15 protein-coding genes are annotated in these 18983 nt (G+C 31.3%); 4 read left to right on the top strand and 11 right to left on the bottom strand.

Annotation, left to right across the window (positions count from 1 at the left end; all coding sequences use genetic code 11):
• Positions 1 to 114 precede the first annotated feature (114 nt).
• The 4 genes from AC3VI6_RS01345 to AC3VI6_RS01330 all read right to left on the bottom strand — a co-directional run bounded on the left by AC3VI6_RS01345 (position 115) and on the right by AC3VI6_RS01330 (position 5261).
• Positions 115 to 2292 (bottom strand): PepSY domain-containing protein, encoded by a 2178-nt coding sequence (locus tag AC3VI6_RS01345; RefSeq protein ID WP_497704904.1) that lies wholly within the window; start codon positions 2290 to 2292, stop codon positions 115 to 117.
• 22 nt (positions 2293 to 2314) lie between these two features.
• The gene (locus tag AC3VI6_RS01340) at positions 2315 to 2788 is read right to left on the bottom strand and encodes a DUF2271 domain-containing protein (protein ID WP_497704903.1); all 474 of its coding nucleotides are present in this window, start codon (positions 2786 to 2788) and stop codon (positions 2315 to 2317) included.
• A gap of 69 nt (positions 2789 to 2857) precedes the next feature.
• Entirely contained in the window at positions 2858 to 4351 is a 1494-nt protein-coding gene (locus AC3VI6_RS01335; protein ID WP_497704902.1) for an ankyrin repeat domain-containing protein, read from the bottom strand.
• A 7-nt stretch (positions 4352 to 4358) separates the two neighbouring features.
• Complete coding sequence (locus tag AC3VI6_RS01330) at positions 4359 to 5261, bottom strand: DUF6607 family protein (protein ID WP_435255222.1); 903 nt, start codon at positions 5259 to 5261, stop codon at positions 4359 to 4361.
• A 93-nt stretch (positions 5262 to 5354) separates the two neighbouring features.
• On the opposite strand from AC3VI6_RS01330, the gene AC3VI6_RS01325 reads away from it, so the two are divergent.
• Together AC3VI6_RS01325 and AC3VI6_RS01320 are read left to right on the top strand one after the other, a co-directional pair.
• Positions 5355 to 7490: a TonB-dependent receptor plug domain-containing protein gene (locus AC3VI6_RS01325; protein WP_497704901.1), complete on the top strand. Its 2136-nt coding sequence runs from the start codon at positions 5355 to 5357 to the stop codon at positions 7488 to 7490.
• Positions 7491 to 7501: 11 nt separating this feature from the next.
• Positions 7502 to 8587, top strand: coding sequence for an HmuY family protein (locus AC3VI6_RS01320; RefSeq protein WP_497704900.1), 1086 nt, complete (start codon positions 7502 to 7504; stop codon positions 8585 to 8587).
• An 81-nt stretch (positions 8588 to 8668) separates the two neighbouring features.
• Here AC3VI6_RS01320 and uvrA read toward each other — a convergent pair whose 3' ends face one another.
• Positions 8669 to 11461, bottom strand: coding sequence for an excinuclease ABC subunit UvrA (gene uvrA, locus AC3VI6_RS01315; protein WP_497704899.1), 2793 nt, complete (start codon positions 11459 to 11461; stop codon positions 8669 to 8671).
• Between the two features lie 230 nt (positions 11462 to 11691).
• On the opposite strand from uvrA, the gene AC3VI6_RS01310 reads away from it, so the two are divergent.
• Positions 11692 to 12273, top strand: coding sequence for an RNA polymerase sigma factor (locus tag AC3VI6_RS01310; RefSeq protein WP_274634599.1), 582 nt, complete (start codon positions 11692 to 11694; stop codon positions 12271 to 12273).
• 245 nt (positions 12274 to 12518) lie between these two features.
• Here AC3VI6_RS01310 and AC3VI6_RS01305 read toward each other — a convergent pair whose 3' ends face one another.
• On the bottom strand, positions 12519 to 13169 hold the full coding sequence (locus tag AC3VI6_RS01305) for an endonuclease III domain-containing protein (protein ID WP_497704898.1): 651 nt from the start codon (positions 13167 to 13169) through the stop codon (positions 12519 to 12521).
• Positions 13170 to 13274: 105 nt separating this feature from the next.
• Between AC3VI6_RS01305 and bcp the strand changes: the two genes are divergently transcribed.
• Positions 13275 to 13727: a thioredoxin-dependent thiol peroxidase gene (gene bcp / locus AC3VI6_RS01300; RefSeq protein ID WP_274634601.1), complete on the top strand. Its 453-nt coding sequence runs from the start codon at positions 13275 to 13277 to the stop codon at positions 13725 to 13727.
• Positions 13728 to 13762: 35 nt separating this feature from the next.
• Here bcp and AC3VI6_RS01295 read toward each other — a convergent pair whose 3' ends face one another.
• The 5 genes from AC3VI6_RS01295 to AC3VI6_RS01275 are packed head-to-tail and all read right to left on the bottom strand — an operon-like array spanning position 13763 to position 18931.
• Positions 13763 to 14713, bottom strand: coding sequence for a sterol desaturase family protein (locus AC3VI6_RS01295; protein ID WP_299001338.1), 951 nt, complete (start codon positions 14711 to 14713; stop codon positions 13763 to 13765).
• 59 nt (positions 14714 to 14772) lie between these two features.
• The gene (locus tag AC3VI6_RS01290; RefSeq protein ID WP_497704897.1) at positions 14773 to 15411 is read right to left on the bottom strand and encodes an alpha/beta hydrolase; all 639 of its coding nucleotides are present in this window, start codon (positions 15409 to 15411) and stop codon (positions 14773 to 14775) included.
• Positions 15412 to 15415: 4 nt separating this feature from the next.
• On the bottom strand, positions 15416 to 15742 hold the full coding sequence (locus AC3VI6_RS01285) for a hypothetical protein (RefSeq protein ID WP_497704896.1): 327 nt from the start codon (positions 15740 to 15742) through the stop codon (positions 15416 to 15418).
• A 4-nt stretch (positions 15743 to 15746) separates the two neighbouring features.
• Positions 15747 to 17006: a dihydroorotase gene (locus AC3VI6_RS01280; protein WP_497704895.1), complete on the bottom strand. Its 1260-nt coding sequence runs from the start codon at positions 17004 to 17006 to the stop codon at positions 15747 to 15749.
• Positions 17003 to 18931 (bottom strand): BatA domain-containing protein, encoded by a 1929-nt coding sequence (locus AC3VI6_RS01275; RefSeq protein WP_497704894.1) that lies wholly within the window; start codon positions 18929 to 18931, stop codon positions 17003 to 17005. The genes AC3VI6_RS01280 and AC3VI6_RS01275 overlap by 4 nt, the downstream gene beginning before the upstream one ends.
• Positions 18932 to 18983 lie beyond the last annotated feature (52 nt).

The following is an 18983-nucleotide window of genomic DNA, read 5'->3' as shown; positions in this document are numbered from 1 at the left end:
TCAGTTACTAGACAGTAGACGTTAGCCAGTAGTGAGTGGTTAGTTTATGAAAACGTAGTAGACAAAAGGAATTGGCTGAAAGCTTAAAGAATGCAGTCTTCAGCCAGTTTTCTGTTAATAACAATCCGTTTTAATTTGATTATTCTTTTTAAAGTAATTTAAAGAAGTGTTCAGTTTGTTTGAAACAATTTGTTCTATGGAAGTTTCAACGCCTTTCAACATTTTGATGGAACCGCAAACCATAATTGTTCCACCGTTTTGCAAAACAGAAGCAATTGTATTCTCTTCTTTTAATAATAAATCTTGAACGTACTCTTTGTTTTGGTCTTGAGAATAAGCAATATGAATGTTGTTGTTTTCTATATTGTTTAGTAAAGGAGTATAGATTTTTAAAGACTCTTGAGTTCTTCCTCCCCAAAACAAATGTGTTTTTGTACCATTTTTTTGTTGAAGCATTCCTAAAAAAGGAGCAATTCCGGTTCCGTTAGCAATTAAAATAACTTCTTTGTTTTTCTTCGGGAAATGAAAATCTTTATTTGGTTGAATAGTTGCTTGAATTGGTTCTCTTTCCTCTAATTGATAAAGTAGGTTAGAGCAAATTCCTAATTCGTGTTTTTTTATGCTTAATAGAATATCATTATCAACTTTTCCGACAGAATATAAACGTTCAATATTGTCTTCTTTAGGAGTAATAGCGAGTAAATCTCCTGAATTAAAACGAAGTTTTTTTGTAGGTTGTAAGCGAACTAAAAAAGAATCGTCGTTGTTTAAATCGGTTTTAGAAACTGTAGTAAAAGTTTGTTGTTTTTTAGGCTTTTTAACTACTTGAACTAGTTCTAAATCAATTCCAGTTTTGTCGCTCCATTGGTGCCCCCAAGTTTTAAAATCTTGAAATGATTGATTGTTGATTTTATATATAGGTACTACTGAGTTAAATTTTGGATGTTGTTGTAATGCAGCATCAATATCAATAGCAAACTGACAAAATTTAGGATATGCTCTAGAACCAAAACCAATTACCGAATAGTTAATCGTATTCTGATTATTTATTTGCTGAATTAATTTTAGAAACTTGTTTGCATTTGAAGGTGCCTCACCGTCTCCGTAAGTTGAAGTTAGTACAATTAAATGTTTAGCGTTGGTGTAAGAAGTATAGTTGTTTAAAACATCAATAAAAACAGAGTTGTTTGTTTTAGCTAATGAATTGTACAATGCAGAAGCAAACTGAAAAGTACTGTTTGTTTCAGATCCCACTAAGATGATAATTTCTGCTTTCTCTTTACGGATATTGTTTTTAGGTAGCGAGCTTTTTTTAGTTCTGTTAAGAGTCATTACAAATCCAGAATAGATAAAAAACAGGATTGAAATTGAAGAAAGCAACAATACAATCGACCAAATAATGGTTCCGTTTCCAGTATGTAATAATAAACTCCAGTTTAAAAGTATGCTAGTTAATGAAAGGTTTTCTTTACTAATAATTGCACCGGTATATTGATGTACTAATAATTCACTGTTGGTTAGTTTTATGAAAAAGAAATCTTCTTCGTCTTCAGAAAAAGGGAATTCAACACTTTTTACGGTATTTAAAGTTATATTTTGAAAGGTCGAAAATTCAGCAATCGCTAATTTCTCATCCGAAGTAGAAGATGAAATATCAAAAGAATGATTGATTTTTTCCGTAGGTAAAAGAGAAAATTTGTCTAAAGATAAATACACACCTGTTAGGGTGATGATAATAATAGGAATCAGTGTGTATCTTCCGATAATGATATGGTAATATTGAGCAAAATTTTCTTTTATAACCTTGGAAAAAAGTTGTTTAATTCCACCTTGTCGTTTGGCAATTAATATAAGTCCTGTAATAGCGATTAAACTCAGTAAAAAAGAAAAGAAACCAACAATGAAACGCCCAGTTGATTTTAAAAATAATGACCTGTGTAAACTCGTTGCAAATTGAAAAACAGGATGTTTTTTTTCTGGTTCTCCTAGTTTTTCACCACTAAACGGATCTACATAAAAAGTAGCACTTTTTCCTTCTTTAGTAATTACCGAAGCGGTTACAAAATCATTTTCATCAACAGTAATAGAAATAACTTCATCATACTGTTTTTGAAGTTCAGAAATTGTTTCAGCTAGCGTAATATTTTCTGTATTAGAAATGCTGTATTCTGATAGCTGTTTTGAAATAGGTTCAAACGTTAAAATAATACCTGTAACTGCAGCAAGAAGTACGAATATAGAAGAAGATATAGCCAAGGTTAAGTGGCTATATCTCCAAATTGAGGTGGTCATTTTTGTTAGATGTTTATTTAAACTATTGAGGCATTAGACGTATGTAACGGATAAAACCTTTTCCTTCAAATTTGTTTTTAAGATTTTCGGTTGTTAACTCAAATTCTACATCGTCTTTGTAATATTCTTGGTCTTCTACAGCCGATTCAAATCTGATTTTATAACCTTTATCAATCTTGTCGTTATCTATGTTTAGTACGCTAATAGTTCTACCACCACCGCTAACTGTAGCGCCAGTTATAGCATCGATATCAGCGCGAACTTTTCCTTGAAATTTCCACCATTCGGTAATGTCAGAATACCATTCTTCATCATCACCAATTACATACAAGGTTTTATCATATTCTCCTTTCGGATTCAATAATGAAATAGTGATGTAAGCGCCTTCACCCGTATAGTTTTTTAGTTGGATCATACATTTGTAACTAGCGCTATTTGTTGAGGTAAAAGCCATGGTAAGCATAGCTATTAAAAGAACTGGAATTATTTTTTTCATCTTAATTTGTTTTTTTTTCATTTCGATATAATTTTGATTGTTTTTCTCAAAATCACTCGATGTGATGTTTTATTTTAAAAAGTTAATATTGATGTTTTGGTTTTTAAGAACTTCGTTTTCTTTAGCTAAATCATAAACTGTTTCGTCAAAATCGGTCGTGATTGATTTATCCGCACCAATACTTAATAAATAATTGATAACATCTGTATTGTTAGCTTGCATCACAGCTAAATGCAAAGGAGTTAATCCGTCGCTGTTTTTAGCATTTATATCAAGTTTTAAAGTGTTGATTTTTTGTAATAAGTCAACGCTATTTTTTTCTATAGCTATATGGAACAAGTTGTTTTTGTCTGCTTGAAGTTGTGTTAATTTTAATCCGTTATTCGCTAAAAGCTGCATTTTTTTGTTGAAATCCTCTGATTTTTTAGGATGGTAACTTTTTACTAAATAATAAGCTAACGAATTCTCTTTATTATCCTTTACATGAATGTCAGCCTTATTTTTGATTAAATAATCAACAATAGCTTCTGAGTTTTGTTCAACTGCGTAGGTAAGTGCTGAATGACCTTTTTCGTTAGTGTGATTAATGTTGGTTGTTTTTTCTGATAACAACTGAACAATCTCTAAAGTATTCCTACTAGCAGTAATTAGTAGAGGAGTGTTTCCGTTTTCATCAACTTGATTAGGGTTTACTCCTTTGTTAAGGAAATAGTTAAAAGTAGCTATGTCTTTGTTTCCGCGAGCTAAATTATGAAGCGGTGTTTTTCCGTCTTTATTCGTGATATTCGGATTGATTCCTAAGCTTTCTAAATACTTGAAAAACTCAAGTGAATTGTAACCTGCTCTAGAGCCTTGTGTAGCTAGCAAGATTGCATTTCCTCCTTTTTTGTTTAAGTTTTTATAAGGTATACCTTTCTTGATAAGAAGTTCTAAGATGGTTTTATTTCCTTTTTTTGCAGCATAGTTAAAGGCACCGTTTCCGTTATGGTCAACACTTTGTAAGCTTAATCCTTTAGTAGAAAGGTATTCTATAAAAGATAGGTCTTTTAAACTAGGTAAAACTAAAAGAAGAGCGTTGGCACCGTGTTCGTCAACATCTGTTTTAATATCAATTCCGTTTTTAATGCATAACTCATAAATTTCTTTATTGGTTTGTCCTGCATTAGCAGCAAAGGTTAATGGAGAAAACTGATGCGAATCTTTTACATCCATACGAGCATTGTTGCCTAGTAAATGCTTCATTATTTCAACATTGTTTTTGTAAGCAGCCCAGAAAATATAAGTTCTTTTATCGTGTGTTATTTTGTTAACATCATTCCCTTTTTTGGTTAGTAGATGTTTGATAACTTCATTCGGAGCATCTGCTAAAATAGCTTGTGAAACAGCATCAAATCCGCCAGAATTTGAAGCAGTAGCATCGTTACCTTCTTTTATTTTTTGTTCGATAAGTTCAACGGTAGGGTTGTTTTTCCAAAAAGACCTTTCCAAAAAGATGTTTTTTGTTTGTGCTTGTATTGAACTAATAAGAACTGTTAGTATAAGAGTGATTTGTAATTTTTTCATTAGGAGTTTATTTTTTTATAAAAGATTCAATGGTTTTATCAATTTCATTTTCTTTTGAAGTTTCGTCAGAAAACAAATATTTGAATAGAGGTTTATTGTCTACTTTATTTTCTAAAGAAAGATTGGTATTTCTACCGTACACTTCATCCCATTTATTTCTTACGAGTTGCCACTTGTTTTGATTTTCTTTCCACCAATTTTGTGCAGCTTCGCATCTACTATCTGGTACTTTAACGTAGGTGTTATAACCTTTTTCGTGAGCAACAACAATATCTTCTTTACCAGCTTCTCGTATGATTTTTCTGTTGTCTTGGTCATGTAACCAACCATAATTTGTGATTTCATGACGATTACCTCTTTCTGTAACATTATAGTCACTTCTTTTGGTATATTCTCTCCTCGGTAAAGGAGCATCCGTAGTATTTTCCCAGTAGCTTTTTCCATCAACATGTACCCAAGTTCCAGAGCCTTCATATCTTGGACTATCATCTACTTGATATACTTTTTGAGTCCACTGTTTTTTTACTTCTGATTTAGGTTTTGTTTGAAATAACCAATTGTTATCACCATTATACATGTAAAAATCAGTGTTTTCGTATAGCCAATCTTGCCTCCAATGTTTAACTATATGTGGGTTAGCAGGGTTTCCAACTTGTAATAAGTGTTGAATAGAGATTTTATTATTCTCATCAACGATTAATTCTGCCCACTCTAAACCTTTGTCTTTTTTTGTTTTTGAAGGTTTGTAAAGAGAGTCTTTACTGTTGTTAAAAGTTTCAGCAAAATTGAAAGTTACTTCATAGCAACCGCACATGTTTTTTATGGCTTGTCTATCTTTTTTCTTTTTGCTTTGAGCATTAATGGTAAGTGCAGATAGTAATATAATACTACTCAATAATATTTTTTTCATTGTGAGTTTTGTTTGAATTTATTTTCGACAAAAATATAAATTTTATTTAGACTTGTTAAAAATAAAAAATATATTTGCAGAAAATTATTAAGAATGTTTCTAAATAAAAATATAGGAATTTTGTTGTTGCTTGTTGCTATATCGTCTTTTTCTCAAGAAGAAATTAAGCAGGATAGTGTTTATTATAATAAGCTTGAAGAAGTTGTAATCACAGGACAATACAATCCTCAATCAATAAAGAAATCAGTATATAACGTAACAGTTATAGATAAAAAACAAATAGAAAAACAAGCAGCTAATAATTTAGCAGATTTGCTAAACTTCAAATTAAACTTAACAGTTGTGCCAAATGCTCAGTCAGGGAAATCTACTATTTCGCTATTTGGTTTAGATTCACAATACTTCAATATTTTGATTGATAATATTCCTTTAGTAAGTGATAATGGACTGGGAAATAATATTGATTTAACTCAAGTTAATTTAGATGACGTTGAGCGAATTGAAATCGTTGAAGGGGCTATGGGAGTGGAGTATGGAGCAAACTCAGTATCTGGAGTTATTAATATTATAACAAAAAAATCTGCTCGAAGTAAATGGAGTATAAAAACATCGTTACAAGAAGAAACAGTTAGTAATGAATTTGCTTTTTTTAATAAAGGAAAACATATACAAAGTGTAAGTGTAGCTCATAATTTTTCTGATAATTGGTTTGGTAGAATTAGCTTTAATAGAAACAAATTTGCTGGTTTTTATGATAATAGAAAAGGAAGAGATTATTATGAGAACGATAGTTTAAGAGGTTATAGCTGGTTGCCAAAAGAACAGATTAATACTAACGGGTTTTTAAACTATAAAAATGAGCGATTTAATTTAAGTTATCGATTTAATTATTTTAATGAACTTATAAATTACTATAATACAGGTGTAAGAGCTAATATAAATACAGATACGCAAACTAGTAATCCGTCTGCTACAGATAGAGTTTTTAAAACTAATAGGTTTGTAAATAACTTAAACGTAAATGGTAATTTTAAATCAGGAAGTTCATATTCTTTCTCAGCTTCATATCAAACACAAGATAGGTATTTAAACGAGTTCAATTATTATATTTTGAATGGAGATAAAACCAATGAAGTCGATGAAGTTTATCAGTCAAGTGAAGTCTTCTTTTCGAAAGGAGCTATTTCAAATTTCATAAAAAGCAATCGCCATAATTTTCAATTAGGATACGAAACACGCTACATAAGTGGTTTTGATACACAAGCATCAGGCAGTGTTACGCAACAAGATAAAAAGCGAACACAAAATAATTATGCGTTATACGGTTCTTCTGAAATTAACTTTTCAGACTCTTTTATGGTTCGTCCGGGTTTACGATTTGAATATAACTCTCTATTTCGTTCAAAACTTTTAGGTTCATTAAGCCTTCGTTATCTATTAAAAAATGGCTTTGAACTTAGAGGTAACGTAGGAACCTCGTACAGAACCCCAAATTTTGAAGAATTATACTACTATTTTGTAGATTCTAATCATGATGTAAGAGGGAATGAAGACTTAAACCCAGAAAATGGATATTCCGCATCATTGAGTTTAAAGAAAAAAAGTTGGTTTGATGGTTCAAGTATATCATTATTAAATAGCGTAAAAGTTGACTATATAAATGTTGATGATAAAATTGATTTAGCAATTGTAAACTCTTCACCATTACAATATCAATACATAAACATTGATGCGTATAAGTTATGGGGAATTTCATCAACTAATACTATAAAAGCTAACAATTGGGCATTTAATTTAGGGGCAACTATACAAGGAATATCTAGAATAGCGAATAATGAAGCGAATGCAGAAAATGATTTTTTATACTCATTTCAGCTAAATACAAGTGCTACTTATGAAATAGAAAAGTGGCAAACAGCATTCACAGTTTTATTAAAACATAACGGAAGACAACAAAACTATGTTGCTTCGGGAACAGATAATGAAGGGAATTCAATTTTCTCAAAATCTACGATAGCATCCTACAATTGGTTAGATGCTTCTATGAAAAAATCATTTTTTAAGAACAAGTTAGAAACAACCTTAGGCGCTAGAAACTTATTTGATGTTACGAATGTTAATGTCAATAACGTAAGCAATGGAGGAACACACTCGGCAAATAATAATACTCTTTTGCTGGGGTACGGACGATCATACTATTTAAAACTATTATATAATATCAATTTTTAAAATTAATAATCATGACAAACAAGATTTTATCATTTTCTTTATTAGTAGCAACTTTCTTATTAGCAAGTTGTTCTAGTGATAATAATTTACCCTCAGAACCTATAAAAGTAGTAATAGAAGGGGCAACCGTAGCACCAGAAATAGGAGGGCCTAACCAACCTAATCAAGTGTATGTAGATTTAAGTACAAACACTACAACAAACATAAAAAGAGATTCTTGGGATTTAGGCTTTTACTCAGGAGATAAGTTTAAGGTTACTTTAAATGGAGCTATTTATATGGCAGTAGCTCAGTTATCTTCTACAAATATAAATGCAGTAAACTCTTCAACTCAAGAGGTTAAAGATTTACAACCTAAAGTAGCTGTGGGTACTTTTGATTCTGAAAGTTCGGCATATATTGATGCTCCTAATGGAGACATAAATACTACTGCAATAGCTGAAATATCAGATAATGATGAAGATAATAAAGTGTACTTAATAAATTTAGGATACGAGATAGGTACAGAAACTCCAGCTGTAGGAGGGGTAGATATTTCTGATGATTCTAGAGGTTGGAAAAAAATTAGAATTTTAAAAGATGGCAGTAATTATGTTTTACAATATGCAGATTTAGATGCAACTACACATAATGAAGTTGTAATTACCAAAACAGAAGGCTATAATTTTACTTTTTTCAGTTTTAATACTGAAAATACTGTAAATGTTGAGCCTAAAAAAACTGAATGGGATTTAAACTTTACCGTTTTTACAAACGAAATTCCAGGTTACGGGGCATATGGTTATTCAGATTTTGTAGTAAACAATTTAAAATCTAATGTAAAAGTGTATATGATTGACACAGAAACTGAAGATTATACATACAACACTTTTTCATTGACAGATGTAAATTTAGACAGTTTTGAAAATGATCAACGTGGTATTGGTAGTAGTTGGAGAAAAGGTGGAGGTCCAGAAACTTTACCTTCTCTTAAAGAAACTATTTTTTATGTATTAGAAGATACCGATGGTAATTTATATAAACTAAAGTTTTTAGCATTAACAAACGAAGCAGGAGAAAGAGGTTATCCAGAGTTTGTGTATAGCTTATTAAAATAATTAAGAGTTCTTTATTTATTAAATTTTGTTAATTTTTGTTGTGAAAGGCTGTCCGACCGAGAGGTTGGGTGGCTTTTCTAATTAAAAAACTAGTTTTTCTTTTAAGTATTTAGAAGTGTACGACTCTTTATTTTTAGTAAGTTCTTCAGGAGTGCCTGCAAAAATTAAATTTCCACCTTTTTTACCACCTTCCAAACCAAGGTCGATTATGTAATCGGCACATTTAATTAGCTCAATATTGTGCTCAATAACAATAATAGAATGCCCTCTTTCTATCAAAGCATTAAACGATGCTAATAGTTTTTTAATATCGTGAAAATGCAAACCAGTTGTGGGTTCATCAAAGATGAATAGTGCTTTGTCTTTTGTGTTTCCTTTGACTAAAAAAGAAGCTAATTTGATACGTTGTGCTTCACCCCCTGATAATGTAGAAGATGATTGTCCTAATTGTACATAGCCTAATCCAACATCCTGTAAAGGTTTTAGTTTTCTGGCAACTTTTGTTTGATTGTGTTGTGTGAAAAAAGCAACAGCATCGTCGATGGTCATGTTTAAAATATCATCGATGTTTTTTCCTTCAAAAGCAACTTCTAAAACTTCCTTTTTAAAGCGTTTTCCTCCGCAAGTTTCACATTCTAAATGTACATCGGCCATGAATTGCATTTCAATCGTTACTTCACCTTCTCCTTTACAAACCTCACAACGACCGCCTTCAACATTGAAAGAAAAATGTTTAGGTTGATAATTTCTAATTTTCGAAAGTTTTTGATCTGATAATAGCTTTCGAATATCGTCGTAAGCTTTAATGTAGGTAACTGGATTGGAACGAGAAGAGCGTCCAATAGGGTTTTGATCAATAAATTCTACATGTTTTAAGGTGTCAAAACTTCCTGTAATTTCTGTATGTTGCCCTAATTTATCTCCATATCCTATAAGTTGCTTTTGCATCGCAGGATATAAAATTTTCTTAACTAACGTACTTTTTCCACTTCCTGAAACCCCAGTAATAACCGTTAAATTGTTTAGCGGAAAAGCTACATCAATATTTTTTAAGTTGTTTTCACGAGCACCAATAACTTCAATAAAATTCTTAGAATTTCTTCGCTTGGTTGGAACTTCAATTTTTAATTCTTCGGAAAGATATTTAGCAGTTAACGAATCTGATTGTAGAATTTCATCAAAAGTTCCTTCAGCAACTACATTTCCACCATAAGTTCCCGCTTCAGGACCGATATCAATAATATAATCGGCTTCTTTCATGATGTCTTCATCATGTTCAACTACGATTACGGTGTTTCCTAAATCGCGTAGGTTTTTTAAAACACCAATGAGCCTTTCAGTATCTTTTGGGTGTAACCCAATACTTGGTTCGTCTAAAATATACATCGAACCAACTAACGAACTTCCTAAGGATGTAGCTAAATTAATTCGTTGACTTTCTCCACCAGATAGCGTGTTTGATGTTCGGTTTAAGGTTAAGTAGTTTAAACCAACATCGGTTAAAAACTGTAAGCGATTGTTGATTTCAGTTAATAAGCGTTTCCCTATTTTTTCTTCGTATTTGTTGAGCTGAATACTATTGAAAAATACAGCTAATTCGTCTAATGGAAGTGTAACCAGTTCGGAAATTGTCTTCCCATATACTTGCACATAATTTGCTTCTTTGCGCAAACGTTTTCCTTCACACTCCGTACATTTAGTTTTTCCGCGATAGCGAGAAAGCATTACACGGTTTTGAATTTTGTAACTTTTTTCTTCTAATTTTTTGAATAAATGATTGATTCCTTTGAACTTTTTGGTTCCATTCCAAATAAGACTTTTATGCTCTTCAGAAAGTTCAAACCAAGGTTTATGAATCGAAATTCCGAACTCTTCAGCATGAAGAATCAAGTCGTTTTTATATTTTTTATAGCTGTCTGTTTTAAACGGAAAAATAGCATCTTCGTAAATAGATAACCCTGTGTTAGGAATAACCAAATCTTCATCAATACCAATTACATTTCCATAACCTTCACAGGTAGGGCAAGCTCCGTAAGGATTGTTAAAACTGAATAAATGTGTATTCGGTTCTAAAAAAGAAATTCCGTCTAGTTCAAATTTATTACTGAATTCTGTAGTAGTTTCGTCAGATAAGTTTTCTATGTAACAAATTCCTTTTCCTTCAAAAAAAGCTGTTTGAATAGCATCACCAAGACGGTTGTAAAAATCTTCTTCGTGTTTTACAACAATCCTATCAACAACTAATTGTAATTGGCTTCCTTTAAAATCTTTTACTGGGAATTCATCAATTCTGTATACGGTATCTTGATATTTTAAACGAGCATACCCTTGCTGTGTTAATACTTGTAAAACAGTCTTTATATCTCTGTCTTTATTAATATGTATAGGAGCAAGTAATAATAGTTTTGTGCGTTCCTCAAAAGTTTTTACATGGTTTATAACATCTGAAACCGTGTGTTTTTTTACTTCTTCTCCAGAAATAGGAGAGAAGGTTTTACCGATACGAGCATACAATAATTTGATATAATCGTAAATTTCAGTTGAGGTTCCAACAGTAGACCTTGGATTGGTAGAGTTCACTTTTTGCTCAATAGCAATAGCAGGGGCAATTCCTTTTATATAATCAACCTTTGGTTTATGTAGTTTTCCAAGAAATTGACGAGCATAAGAACTTAAGCTTTCAACATAACGACGTTGACCTTCGGCATATAGAGTATCAAATGCTAAAGAAGACTTTCCAGATCCCGAAAGTCCAGTAATAACGACTAATTTATTACGAGGGATGACCACATCAATGTTCTTTAAATTGTGCAGTTTAGCTCCTTTTATTATAATGTTTTCTTTAGGGTTTACAGTTGAAATGTCAGTCTTCATGTGCTCAAAAAATAAGCGATAAAAATACCAATTTTTAAGTGATTTTAACGTGGTTACAACAGTGTTTTTCTCTTTTTTGTGAGTTTTTTTTGCTTTTATTAATAAAAAATTCAATATTTGTAATTCATTATTAATCAATAAATAAAGGCCTATAGCATAATAATTACTTTATAACTTATATCCCTTAACAAGAAGAGAACGAATTAGTTCCCCTTCAAAAAGTAATTATTATGAAAGACATAATCGACGATAGTGTTTTAGTAAAAAACTACATTAACGGCAACGAACTAGCCATTGAATTATTGATTAAACGACACCAACAGAGATTGTATAGCTTTATTTATAGCAAACTACAAGATCGAGATACTACAGAAGACATTTTTCAAGACACCTTTATCAAGGTAATAAGAACACTAAAAAAAGGAAATTATAACGAAGAAGGTAAATTTTTACCTTGGGTTATGCGTATTGCTCATAATTTAATTATAGATTATTTTAGAAAGAACAACCGCATGCCAACGTTTAATAATACAGAAGAGTTCGATATTTTTTCGGTTTTAAGTGATGGAGCGTTAAATGCAGAAAGTAAAATTATTAAAGAGCAAATTTTAAACGACGTAAAAGAGCTAGTTGAAGAATTGCCAGAAGAACAAAAAGAGGTTTTAAAGATGCGTATATATAATGATATGAGTTTTAACGAAATATCAGAAAATACGGGCGTTAGCATTAATACAGCATTAGGAAGAATGCGTTACGCTTTGATTAATTTGAGAAAAATAATAGAAAAAAATAAAATTATTTTAGCAAGTTAAACAATATTTGAAAAAAAGCATCGTTAATTCATTGATTATAAGTTATAAATAAGGGGTTATATGATGCAAATTTACTCAGAAAAGTCTTCAGACTTTACTATGGAACCAAAACAAGAAACAGTTCAATATTTGATTAATTTTTCTAAATCGCTAAAAGTAGTTAAAACGAAATCAAACTATCTCATTGAATTGAATTTGAATTAAGAGTGGAAAAAGCTTCAACAAGGTTGGGGCTTTTTTTAGGCTCATTTTTTATAATAATCGTCTATTACCGACTTTCTGCCAACCGTTTTAGTAATAATATCATTTTCTAATTTCCAACCACGAGCAGGAGAGTACTCACGTCCGTAATAAATAATTTGTAAGTGCAATTTATTCCATAATTCTTTTGGAAATAAACGCTTAGCATCCTTTTCAGTTTGTGTTACGCTTTTTCCGTTTGATAAATTCCAACGATACATCAATCTGTGAATGTGAGTGTCTACAGGAAAAGCAGGAATATCGAAAGCTTGCGCCATAACAACACTAGCAGTTTTGTGTCCCACAGCAGGTAATTCTTCCAAAGCTTCCATATCAATAGGAACTTCACCATTGTGTTTTTCAATCAAAATTTTAGATAACCCATGAATTCCTTTTGATTTCATAGGAGATAAACCAACAGGTTTAATAATATCTCGAATTTCATCTACAGAAAGTTTTACCATATCATAAGGGTTATCAGCTTTATCAAATAATAAAGGTGTGATTGTATTTACACGAGCATCAGTACTTTGAGCAGACATTAGTACTGCAATTAATAAAGTGTAAGGATCTTTATGATCTAAAGGGATGGGAGTTTCAGGGTATAATTTTTCTAAAGTATCTATAACAAATTGAACTTTTTCTGCTTTGGTCATTTTATATAGTTTGAATGACTCAAAGGTACAAAGAAGCTACGTATGTTTATGGAAAATCAAAATCAACTTTGTAACTTTGACATTGTAACTTTGAAACGAAATAATATGACAACATTAAAAGTAGGAGATAATGCACCAAATTTTGAGTCGGTTGATGAAAAAGGTAATGTAGTAAAGCTTTCTGACTATAAAGGAAAGAAATTAGTTTTGTTCTTTTATCCTAAAGCAAGTACACCAGGTTGTACAGCAGAGGCATGTGATTTACGTGATAATTATCAAACATTTTTAGCTAAAGGATACGATGTATTAGGGGTAAGCGCTGATTCAGCGAAACGCCAACAAAATTTTATCAATAAAAATGAATTGCCATTTCCTTTGTTAGCAGATGAAAGTAAAGATGTAATCAATGCATTTGGAGTTTGGGGACCTAAGAAGTTTATGGGAAGAGAGTATGATGGAATTCACCGTACTACCTTTGTAATTGATGAAAAAGGTGTGATTGAAGATGTTATTACAAAAGTAAAAACTAAAGAACACGCTAATCAAATATTAAGTTAATAACTTAAAATATATCAAAATAAAAGTCGAGTAAATTACTCGACTTTTATTTTTTCTAAACGAACCTCTTGAGTTGTGTTTTTTAGTTCTCGTTGTAGTTCTTTACTTGTTTTAGAACTTCCGTCATGACTCCATCCAGGAGGCATAAATACATATTTTAAGCGAATGCCTATTGGAAGACCTTTTTTTCGATAGAAGAAATCTTTATAAATCTCCTTCCATTCATGAAAAATGATATTAATAGGTCCTTTGTTCTCCAAAGGCTTAGTTAATCCATACTCTAATTTTTCATATTCTTCTTCTGTTTCTTCTGCTTGAAAAGTACCAAAGATTTTATCCCAAATAATTAAAAACATTCCCATGTTTTTATCTAGGTATTTAACATTAGAAGCATGGTGAACTCTATGATGAGACGGTGTTACGAAAATTATTCCCCACAGCTTAGAGAACTTATTGTTGATAAAGTTAGTGTGGCATAAAGTTCCGTAGTTTTGGATCATTGCATACGCAAATATGATATGAAGCGCTTCAACCCCTAAAAAGGCCAAAGGAATAAAGAAAATATATCTGTACAATGGTTGTAAAACAGATGATCTAAAACCTGTTGAAATATTATAATATCCTGAATTATGATGTGTTACGTGTATCGCCCAAAAAAAGCGAGAACTATGATCAAAATAATGTTGTAAATAGTATAAAAAATCTTGACCTAAGAAAGCAAGAGTCCAGTATGCCCAGTATTGATTTCCTTCCCAATCGATAATTCGGTTGTGATAAAAGTAATTAAGAACAAAGAAGGATACACCTTTCATTAATAAATCTAAACTAAAGTTAATTAAGGCAAAGTAAACATTGGTCGCTGTATCTTTAAACTCATAGTTTTTGGCTTTAGCTCGATAGCTAAAGAACATTTCAAGTAAAATTACTGAAATGAAAAAAGGAGCACTCCAGTAGTATAATATATCTTGATTAAATAAACTATTCATAACTTACTTTTGAGTTTGCAAAAATATTCTTTTTAAAGTATAAAAAAAACGATTGTTAATTACAATCGTTTTTCAATCCAGTTTTTGAAACTGTAAAAATTTTGTGGAGCTACACCATGTCCGACCGGATATTCTGAATATTCGTTTTTTAACTTTAAGTCTTTCAGTATAATAGGAGCTTTGCGTGCCCAATCTATAGGAAGAACTTGATCTACAGTTCCGTGAGAAATATAATAATCTGTTGTAATAGAGTTGTCTATTTCAGTAGGTAATAACTCTTCGTTAATATAGCCGCTTAAAGCAACTACATGTTGTACTTTGTTAGGGTATTTAAAACTTAGCGCATAACTTAAAATAGCTCCTTGGCTAAATCCTAATAAGAAGGTTTTGTCAGGATTGGTATTATATTTTTCTTTGATTTCATCAATAAATATAGCAATTTTATCTATTGATTCATCAGCTTGAACTAAATCTGAAAACTTTCCGTTAATAGCATCGAAGTTGATAGCGTACCAAGCATAACCTCCATAGCCCATATCATGTGGAGCTCTAGCGCTTACTATTAATAAATCGTTAGGTAATTCTTCTGCAAATGAAAATAAATCTTCTTCATTACTTCCGTATCCGTGTAATAAAATTAAGAGAGGCGGATTAGAAGTTGAAGTTTTAGGTTCTCTTACAATATATTGTAAACTCATGTTCTTATATTCCTTTAAACAAGTTTTGAAATTGTTCTCCTACCACAGGAACTAGCTTTTTTTCTCCCTTTAAAACAGCTAAAAGGCTAATTATCCAAAGAGCAAATAACAATACTCCTACAGCCCAACCTATTGTATTTCCTAAGTATCTGTATACAATCCAGATATTTGCCATGTACAATATGTTTAGTCCTAGCATTTGTCTTATATAAAAACTAGCAAAGGCATTTTTATTGTTCATGTTTAGAACAAAAGCAATAATTAGTCCTATTACTGTAAAATGACTGATAATCGCAGCGGTTTTTCCTTCGTTCACTGTTAGGTTTTCCATAATTTTATGAATTTAAAATTAGTTGATTTTTAGAAAAAACTCCGTAGGCTTTACCTTTTAATTTTTTCTCTAAAAAGATACTGTTTTTAGAGGTAGAAATAATATTTTCTTCAGAAAAAGTGTATTCTCCGTTAGGATTGAATATAGATAAAGTTACTTTTTCATTCTCTTTAATAGTAACAAAATCAGCTCCGAAGCGCTTTCTAGGGTTGTCAGATAAACATTTTACAATTGTTTCAATATCTAACACGGTATTTAATGCTCCGAAAGCACTTTCTAAACCAATAGTTCCGTCTTTTGCAGTAGAATATTCTACTTTTTTATGCTCTACATCAATCGGATTATGATCGGTAGTAATTATATCAATAATACCGTCTTTTATTCCTTGTAGTAAAGCTATTCTATCTTCTTCGGTACGTAGAGGTGGGGTTACTTTTTTATTCGCGTCAAAACCATGCAACTCATCGTCGGTTAAAAATAAATTATGAACCGCAACGCTACACGTTACATCTAATCCTTTTTCTTTTGCTTCTTTAATCAGTTGAACAGATTTAGCGGTAGAAATTGTAGGTATGTGTAGTTTTCCTCCAGTATATTCTAACAAAAATAAATCACGAGCAATTTGAATTTCTTCTGCCAAAGCAGGAATTCCCTTTAACCCTAAAAGAGTGCTGTTTTTACCTTCGTTTGCAACACCTTCACCAGCAATTAAATTATTTTTTGGAAAGCTTAAAACCAATCCGTCAAAATTTTGAGCGTACAGCAACGCAATTTTTAACAAATTATCATTGCTAACAGACTTGTTATAATCTCCAAAAGCAATAGCGCCTGATTGCTGCATGTCGTACATTTCTGACATTTCAATACCTTTACTTTGCTGTGTTAAAGCTCCGATAGGGTGAATGCTGGTAGCGGCTCCGTTTACTTTATTAATTAAAAACTCAACAGCCGATTTATTGTCAACTATAGGGTAGGTATTCGGGTTGATGGCTACATCGGTAAATCCGCTTTTAGCAGCTACTTGTACACCGTGTTGTAAGGTTTCGCGTTCTTCATACCCTGGTTCACCAAAAGACACACTAGTATCAAACCATCCAGTTGAAACGTGTAAATTATCGAGTTCTACAACTTGACAGTCTTCTTTTGGTTCGATAGCATCATCAATTGTAGTGATAATTCCGTCAGTAATTAAAATATCTTTGGTTTGCTTGTGGTATGGGCTAGAAGCATCTATAATTGTTGCCGATTTAAGCAGCGTTGTCATGGTTTAAAGAATTTTAAAATCAAAATTTCTAACAGCAAAGATACGATAGCTAGTGCCAAAAACCATTTCCAAAGCCATTGAATTTTATTTTCATTATTAATATTTTCTAAAGTGTCTTTAACTGAAGTAGAAATAGTAGTGTTATCAATATCTGAAAGAGTTAAAAAATCTAATGAACTTTCACTTTTTGGGTAGTTGAAAGCACAGTTTTTTATCAGGTTGTTTTGTTGTTTAATTTGATAAAATCCAGCGGTTAAAGGTTGATCATTAGTGGTAATTCGTACTTTATTTTGAAAAGTTTGTTGCAACGGAATAAACGAACTAGTGTTGGAAGTAATGATTAAAATTTCGTCTTTTCCTAAATGTTTATCAATATCGATTGTGTTTTGTCTGTCGATGGTATAATACAATTCAGAAAGTTGTAAACTCTGTTTTCCGATGTTATAAAAAACAGGAACAATCAATGGAGAATTGATAAAATTGCTGTTTTCTTTTTGAAGTGGAGCCGCTATCCAATACAAAGAAGCTTTCGGTAAACGTATTTGCTGAATAAAACCTTGTCTGTTTTCAAAAGAAACAAGGTTAGAAGCATTTTTAAAAGTAGAACTGAATGATGTTTTTACAAACGGATATTGAAAATTGGTAACCTTTTTTTCAAAGACATTTTTTAAAAGTGGATGATTGTAATTAATATCCGTAATTTTTAAACTATCATTTTTTTGTGAAAGTAGCCTTCCGATATTCAACTTGTTGAATAAATTATTGTACGAAGTAATGGTTGTGTTTTTATTCGGAATAGCAACAATATTTCCTCCATTTTCTACATAAGATTCTAAGCTATTGATAAGTGTTTGCGGAATATTTTCCAATTCATTTAAAATTACCAGATGTTGCTTCGGAATTTCATTATAATTCACATTTTGCAACGAAGAAGCAGTAAAGTTAAATTCCTCTTTCGTGTAAATTCTACTCAGAAAATCGCCCGATTCTCCTACGCTTAACACATTAATTTTTTCGTTGGTGTTGATGGTAAAGTAAAATGAATTGTCAAAGCTATAGGTGTCTTTAAAATTAAGATCAATTTTTCCTAAGAAAATAGGTGTTTTTACAATAGAAAAAGTGATTTGTGTAGTGTTGTTTTCTTCTACTGAAAAAGTTTGTTTGTTAATGAGTTTGTCGGCGTTATAAAGAGCAATCGGAATGTCTTTTTTGGCACCTCCTTGATTTCTAACAGTGATATGAATATTGAAGTTTGAAGAACCATTGTCGTTAACAAAAACACTATCAATAGAAAGATTGCTTTTTTGTTCAGGACTTACTTTAACCAAAGACGTATTTATAGGAAGATTGGTAATGTCTTCTTTTTGAGTGTTTTGGAAATCAGAAATTAGGATGTTTTTGGTGTTGTTTGAAGTGTTTTCATTTGCCGCTTTTAACAAGACATCTTTCAAATTCGTGTTTTTAGCAGTATTGCTAACTTTTAACAAAATGTCTTTAAGTTCAGAAGCTGTTTTGTTTTTATAAAAGTTATCTTGAGTAGCTAGCGAGTAGTTGGCTTTATCTGATAAGTTTTCAATGATTTCTTGCGAAGCTATTTGTAGTAAATTTCCTTTTTCACCAATAGCAGAGGTGCTTAAAGAATTATCTAAAAAAATAAAAAAGTTTTGCTTTTCATTTGCTTTATGATTGCTAAAATAAGGTTGGGCAAACGCAAAAATTAAAGCAGTAAGTAATAGTAATCGTGTAGCTAAAATCAACCATTTTTTTATACGAGAGCTTTTACGAGTTTGCAACACTAACTTTTGTAAAAAAGCTACATTGGTAAACGGAACTTTTACAAATCGCTGTAATTGGAACAAATGCACCAAAATAGGAATGAGCAAAAAAGCTAAAAAGTATAAAATTTCTGGGTGTTTAAACTGCATATTAGTGTTTTACCAATTGTAAAAATAGCCAAATTGATGGTTTAAAAAAGAA

The sequence above is a fragment of the Tenacibaculum sp. TB-56 genome (assembly GCF_059716275.2).
Note: the sequence above shows the minus strand (reverse complement) of the source record. Positions and strands in the feature narration are given on the sequence as shown.